This is a genomic window from Mycobacterium sp. E1715 (assembly GCF_001667625.1).
Lineage (GTDB): Bacteria > Actinomycetota > Actinomycetes > Mycobacteriales > Mycobacteriaceae > Mycobacterium.
Map to the genome: position 1 here is coordinate 1 of NZ_LZJJ01000314.1, position 6,736 is coordinate 6,736.

Consider the following 6,736-nt stretch of genomic DNA (forward strand, 5'->3'; position numbering starts at 1 on the left):
TGCGGTGCCGGCCAAATGCGGCTCGCCGTCTTGCGTCCGGCCGTTGTCGAGCAGCATCCGCCAGCCGGTGAGCACGGCTTCACCCGCACCGGGCTGGGTCGGCTCCGGGGTCGCGACGGACGGGCCGGACGCCCAGCCGCCGTCCCAGGTGCCCAGCCCGGCCAGTTCCGTGCGGGCCGCTTCGGCGGTCGACAGGCCGAGATAGACGCCCATCTCCTCGGCCAGCGCGTCGAGTACTTGGTGGTCGGACTGGCTGGCCTGCGCGATGGTGCCGCGCAGCGCGGGTTCGAAGGGGCGGTAGCGGCCCTCCCAGTTGACGAAGGCGCCGGCCTTCTGCGTCGTCGGCGCGACCGGGAACACCACGTTGGCGCGCTCGGTCACCGCGCTGCCCCGCAGCTCCAGGCTGACCACGAAGCCAGCGGAGTCCAGCGCGGCCAGCACGGCTTGGGGATCGGCGAAGTCGTCGGGTTCGACGCCGCCGACCAGCAGGGCGCCCAGCGTCCCGTCGGCGGCGCCGGCGAGGATGCCCTCGACGTCACGCCCACCGGCGGAAGGCAATTCGGAGACGTGCCACGCCGCCGCGATCTGTGCGCGGGCGGCCTCGTCGTCAAGCGGGCGGCCGCCGGGCAGCAGGGTGGGCAGCGCGCCGGCCTCCAGCGCGCCGCGCTCGCCGGCCCGCCGCGGCACCCACGCCAGCCGGGCCCCGGTGGCGTCGGCGAGCCGGGCGGCGGCGGACAGCCCGCCGGGCACCGTGGCCAGCCGTTCCCCGACCATGATGACCGCGCCCGGGGAGGAGAGCAGGTCGCCCACCTCGCCGGTGCCCAGCGCGTCCAGCGCCGCGGCCTCGCCCCCCGGAGCGGTCTTGATCAGCCGGCCCGACATCTTCACCAGCGCCCGCGTGGCGAACGGCGCGATCGCGTACACCGGCAGCCCGCGCTTGCGGGCGGCCTTGCGCAGTCGCAGGAACACGATCGGGGACTCGTCCTCGGGCTCGAAGCCGACGAGCACCACCACCGGCGCGGATTCCAGATCGGAATAGCTGACATTGCGCCGGCCGGCGATGTGTGCCGCCAGGAAGCCGGCCTCCTCGGCCGAGCTGGGGCGGGCGCGGAAGTCGATGTCGTTGCTGTCCAGCACGATTCGGGCGAACTTCGAGTAGGCGTAGGCGTCCTCCAGCGTCGCCCGGCCGCCGACCAGCACGCCCGTGCGCCCGCGGGCCGCCTCGAGGCCCCGGATCGCCGTGGCCATCGCGTGCGACCACGACGCGGGCACCAGCGCGCCGTCCGCATCACGGATCAGGGGAGTGGTGATGACGTCCGGCTGGGTCGCGTAGGTGAACGCCCACCGGCCCTTGTCGCAGTTCCACTCCTCGTTGACCTCGGGGTCGTCGCCGGCCAGGCGGCGCAGCACCTTGCCGCGCCGGTGGTCGGTGCGCTGGGCGCACCCGGACGCGCAGTGCTCGCACACGCTGGGGCTGGACACCAGGTCGAACGGGCGGGCGCGGAAGCGGTAGGCCGTTCCGGTCAGCGCGCCGACCGGGCAGATCTGCACCGTGTTGCCCGAGAAGTACGAGTCGAACGGCTCGTTGGCGTAGATGCCGACCTGCTGCAGGGCGCCCCGCTCCTGCATGTCGATGAAGGGGTCGCCGGCGATCTGCTCGGAGAATCGGGTGCAGCGGGCGCACAGGATGCAGCGCTCGCGATCCAGCAGCACCTGGGCGGAGATGTTGATCGGCTTGGCGAACGTGCGCTTGACGTCGGTGAAGCGAGAATCGGTGCGGCCGTTGGACATCGCCTGGTTCTGCAGCGGGCACTCGCCGCCCTTGTCGCACATCGGGCAATCGAGCGGGTGGTTGATGAGCAGCAGCTCCATCACCCCGTGCTGGGCCTTGTCGGCGGCCTCGGAGGTGAGCTGCGTGCGCACCACCATGTCGTCGGTGGCGACCGTCGTGCACGACGCCATCGGCTTGCGCTGCCCCTCGACCTCGACCAGGCACTGCCGGCAGGCACCGACGGGCTCGAGCAGCGGGTGGTCGCAGAACCGCGGGATCTGGACGCCCATCAATTCGGCCGCTCGGATCACCAAAGTGCCCTTGGGCACGCTGATTTCGTTGCCGTCGATGGTCAGCGTCACCATGTCCGGCGGACGCTCGGGGCCGTCCTTGGGGTCGCCGGTCTCGGTTTTGGCGGCACTGGTCAAAGTGTCAAGCCTTTCCGTTCAGCATGGAGTCTCTGGGGTCGAACGGGCAGCCACCGCCTTCGACGTGGGCCACGTATTCGTCGCGAAAGAACTTGATCGACGACATCACCGGGCTGGCGGCGCCATCGCCCAACGCGCAGAACGACTTCCCCAGGATGGTGTCGGAGATGTCCAACAGCTTGTCGATGTCCTCGCTGGTGCCCGTACCGGTTTCAAGCCGCTCGTAGATCTGGTCCAGCCAGAAGGTCCCCTCCCGGCAGGGGGTGCACTTCCCGCACGATTCGTGCTTGTAGAAGTACGTCCAGCGGCGCACGGCGCGCACCACGCAGGTGGTCTCGTCGAAGATCTCCAGCGCCTTGGTGCCCAGCATCGAGCCGACCCCGCCCACGCCCTCGTAGTCCAGCGGCACGTCGAGGTGCTCGTCGGTGAGCAGCGGGGTGGACGATCCGCCGGGGGTCCAGAACTTGAGTCGGTGCCCAGCCCGCACTCCGCCGGCGTAGGCGAGCAATTCGCGCAGCGTGATGCCCAGCGGCGCCTCGTACTGGCCGGGCCGAGCGACGTGCCCGCTCAGCGAATACAGCGTGAAGCCGGGCGATTTCTCGCTGCCCATGGACCGGAACCAGTCGACGCCGTTGAGGATGATCGAGGGCACGCTGGCGATCGTCTCGACGTTGTTGATCACCGTGGGGCAGCCGTAGAGGCCCGCCACCGCGGGGAACGGCGGGCGCAGCCTGGGCTGGCCGCGCCGGCCCTCCAGGGAATCGAGCAGCGCGGTCTCCTCGCCGCAGATGTAGGCGCCGGCGCCGGCGTGCACCACCAGCTCGAGGTCGAACCCCGAACCGTTGATGTCGCGGCCCAGGTATCCGGCGGCGTAGGCCTCGGCCACCGCGTTCTGCAGGCGGCGCAGCACCGGCAGCACCTCGCCGCGCACGTAGATGAACGCGTGGCTGGCCCGGATCGCGTAGGCGGCGATGATCACACCCTCGACCAGTACGTGCGGCGTCGCCAGCATCAACGGAATGTCTTTGCACGTACCGGGTTCGGACTCGTCGGCGTTGACCACGAGGTAGTGCGGCTTGGCGGCCGCGCCGGTGTCGCCCTGCGGGATGAACGACCACTTGGTGCCGGTCGAGAAGCCGGCGCCGCCGCGGCCGCGCAGCCCGGAGTCCTTGACGGTTGCGATGACGTCGTCGGGCGCCATGGCCAGCGCCTTCTTCATCGCCTCGTAGCCGTCGTGCCGGCGGTAGGTCTCCAGGGTCCAGGACTCCGGGTCGTCCCAGAAGCGGCTGATGACCGGGGTGAGCGGCGTGGCCTGAGAGGTCGTCATGACGGGCTCCCCGGGGGAGTCGGCGCCTGCATGCCGTGTTCCTGCGCCACTTTCAGCCCGGCCAGGGTGGCCTCGCCCGCCCCGCCCTGGCCCTGGTCCGGGCGCTCGTCGGGCAGGCCGGCCAGGATGCGCGACGTCTCGCGGAAGGCGCACAGCGGGGCGCCCCGCGTCGGCGGCTTGGGCTCACCGGAGCGCAACGAGTCGACGAGTTCGCGTGCCGAGTCGCACGTCTGGTTGTCGAAGAACTCCCAGTTGACCATCACCACCGGCGCGTAATCGCAGGCGGCGTTGCACTCGATGTGTTGCAGGGTGACCGAGCCGTCGGGGGTGGTCTCGTCGTTGCCGATGCCCAGATGTTCCTTCAGCGCGTCGAATATCGCGTCGCCGCCCATGATGGCGCACAGCGTGTTGGTGCAGACACCGACGAGGTAGTCACCCGTGGGCCCGCGGCGGTACATGGTGTAGAAGCTCGCCACCGCCGACACCTCGGCGCCGGTCAGTCCCAGCTGCTCCCCGCAGAACTCCAGACCGGCCGGGGTCAGGTAGGAGTCCTCGGCCTGCACCAGGTGCAGCAACGGCAGCAGCGCCGAGCGCTTGTTGGGGTAGCGGCCGACGATCTCCTTGGCGTCGACTTCCAGCCGTGCCCGCACCTCCGGCGAATACGACTGCGGCGCACCCTCGGTGACGAACGCGTTGGGCTCCTCCGGCGGCGGTCCGAGCCGGAGGAAGACCGGCTGTCCCTGCGGGCCGGTCACCGGTCGACCCCGCCCATGACCGGGTCGATGCTGGCGACCGCGGTGATCAAATCGGCCACCATGCCGCCCTCGCACATCGCGGCTACCGACTGCAGGTTGGTGAACGAGGGGTCCCGGTAGTGCACCCGGTAGGGGCGGGTGCCGCCGTCGCTGACCATGTGCACGCCGAGTTCGCCGCGCGGCGACTCCACCGCGGTGTAGACCTGGCCCGCGGGAACGCGGATGCCCTCGGTGACCAATTTGAAGTGGTGGATCAACGCCTCCATCGAGCTGCCCATGATCTTGGCGATGTGCTCCGGTGAGTTCCCCATGCCGTCGGGGCCCACCTTCAAGTCGGCCGGCCAGGCGATCTTGCGGTCCTCGATCATGGTCGGGCCCGGCTTCAACTTGTCCAGACACTGCTCGATGATCTTGATCGACTCCCACATCTCGTTGACGCGAATCATGTAGCGCCCGTAAGCATCACACGTGTCGGCGGTCATCACGTCGAATTCATAGTTTTCATATCCGCAGTACGGTTCGCTCTTGCGCAGGTCGTGCGGCAACCCGGTGGCCCGTAGGATCGGCCCGGTGATGCCCAGCGCCATGCACCCGGTCAGGTCCAGGTAGCCGATGTCCTGGGTGCGCGCCTTCCAGATGGCGTTTTCGTTGAGTAGGCCGCCCATTTCGCGCAGCACCTGGCGCAGCGGCTTGAGGGCCTCGGCGACGTCGGACTCCGCACCCGGCGGCAGGTCCTGTGCCACGCCGCCCGGCCGGATGTAGGCGCTGTTCATCCGCAATCCGGAGATCTTCTCGAACAGGGTCAGCACGATCTCGCGGCCGCGGAAGCCGACGAACATCGGCGTCATGGCGCCCAGCTCCATGCCGCCGGTGGCCAATGCGACCAGATGCGAGGAGATCCGGTTGAGCTCCATCATCATCACCCGGATGACGTTGACCCGCTCCGGGATCTGATCGGTGATGCCGAGCAGCTTCTCCACGCCCAGGCAGTACGCGGTCTCGTTGAAAAACGGTGACAGATAATCCATTCGGGTCACGAAGGTGACGCCCTGGGTCCAGTAGCGGTATTCCAGGTTCTTCTCGATGCCGGTGTGCAGGTAGCCGATTCCGCAGCGGACGTCGGTGACCGTCTCGCCCTCGATCTCCAGGATCAGCCGCAGCACGCCGTGGGTGGACGGGTGCTGGGGTCCCATGTTGACGACGATCCGCTCGCCGGGGTCGGCGTTGCGAGCGGCGTCGACGATCTGGTCCCAGTCCTGGCCGCCGGCGACCAGCACGGTTTCACCGGCGCCGCCTCCGCCGTTGGTCGAGTCAGTGACTGTGCTCATCAGTTGTACGCTCTCCGCTCGTCGGGCGGGGGTATCTGCGCGCCCTTGTATTCCACCGGGATGCCGCCGAGGGGATAGTCCTTGCGCTGCGGATGGCCATGCCAGTCGTCGGGCATCTCGATGCGGGTGAGCGACGGGTGCCCGTCGAAGACGATGCCGAAGAAGTCGTAGGTTTCGCGCTCGTGCCAGTCCGTCGTCGGATAGACGCCGAACAGCGAGGGGATGTGCGGATCCCCGTCCGGCGCAGCCACTTCCAGCCGGACGCGGCGGTTGTGCGTGATCGACTGGAGCGGATACACCGCGTGCAGTTCGCGGCCCGCCTCGTGGGGATAGTGCACCCCGCTCACGCCCAGGCACATCTCGAAACGCAGCTCCGGTTCGTCGCGAAGGCGCTGGGCCACCTGGGGGAGCGCCTCGCGGCGCACGTGCAGGGTCAGCTCGTCGCGGTACACCACGACTTTCTCTATCGCGTCGGAGAATTCGACGTCGGCCGCCTGCAGAGCGTCGGCCAGCCGGTCCACCACGTCGTCGAAATAGCCCCCGTATGGGCGGGGAGAGCTGCCGGGCAGCACGACCTCCCGCACCAGCCGCCCGTACCCGGTGGTGTCACCGCTACCGGTGATGCCGAACATGCCGCGGCGAACGTTGATGACCTCACCGTCGGCACGGGGCACGCCGGCCCCTTCGGTCGCCGCTTGCTTCGGGTCCTGGTCGGGCGAGCTCATCGCAGCAGCCCGCGCATCTCGATGGTGGGCCGGGCCGACAGCGCGGCCTGCTCGGCCTCGGCGATGGCGGTTTCCCGGTTGACGCCCAGCGGCATCTCCTGAATCTTCTCGTGCAGCTTCAGGATTGCGTACAGCAGCATCTCGGGCCGCGGCGGGCAGCCGGGCAGGTAGATGTCGACCGGCACGATGTGGTCGACGCCCTGCACGATCGCGTAGTTGTTGAACATGCCCCCGGACGACGCGCACACGCCCATGGCCAGCACCCATTTCGGCTCTGCCATCTGGTCGTAGATCTGGCGCAGCACCGGCGCCATCTTCTGGCTCACCCGCCCGGCCACGATCATCAGGTCGGCCTGCCGCGGCGTCGCCGAGAACCGTTCCATGCCGAACCGCGCGATGTCG

Annotated in this window: 6 protein-coding genes; all 6 read right to left on the reverse strand. The window is 69.3% G+C overall.

The features are described from left to right. The coding region (locus A9X03_RS15920) for an NADH-quinone oxidoreductase subunit G (RefSeq protein ID WP_068261829.1) at window positions 1-2,199 on the reverse strand (2,199 nt) is incomplete at its 3' end. A 4-nt stretch (window positions 2,200-2,203) separates the two neighbouring features. Then, a complete protein-coding gene (gene nuoF, locus A9X03_RS15925; RefSeq protein ID WP_067757069.1) occupies window positions 2,204-3,526 on the reverse strand; it encodes an NADH-quinone oxidoreductase subunit NuoF in 1,323 nt (440 codons plus the stop codon). Further along, window positions 3,523-4,281: an NADH-quinone oxidoreductase subunit NuoE gene (nuoE, locus tag A9X03_RS15930; protein WP_067757066.1), complete on the reverse strand. Its 759-nt coding sequence runs from the start codon at window positions 4,279-4,281 to the stop codon at window positions 3,523-3,525. The genes nuoF and nuoE overlap by 4 nt, the downstream gene beginning before the upstream one ends. Next, the gene (gene nuoD / locus A9X03_RS15935) at window positions 4,278-5,609 is read right to left on the reverse strand and encodes an NADH dehydrogenase (quinone) subunit D (protein ID WP_067757063.1); all 1,332 of its coding nucleotides are present in this window, start codon (window positions 5,607-5,609) and stop codon (window positions 4,278-4,280) included. The genes nuoE and nuoD overlap by 4 nt, the downstream gene beginning before the upstream one ends. Beyond that, window positions 5,609-6,334, reverse strand: a complete 726-nt coding sequence (locus tag A9X03_RS15940; protein WP_068261843.1) for an NADH-quinone oxidoreductase subunit C — start codon at window positions 6,332-6,334, stop codon at window positions 5,609-5,611. Before A9X03_RS15940 ends, nuoD begins: the two co-directional genes overlap by 1 nt. After that, a partial coding sequence (locus A9X03_RS15945; RefSeq protein WP_068261852.1) for an NADH-quinone oxidoreductase subunit B occupies window positions 6,331-6,736 on the reverse strand: 406 nt, incomplete at its 5' end. The genes A9X03_RS15945 and A9X03_RS15940, both read right to left, overlap by 4 nt.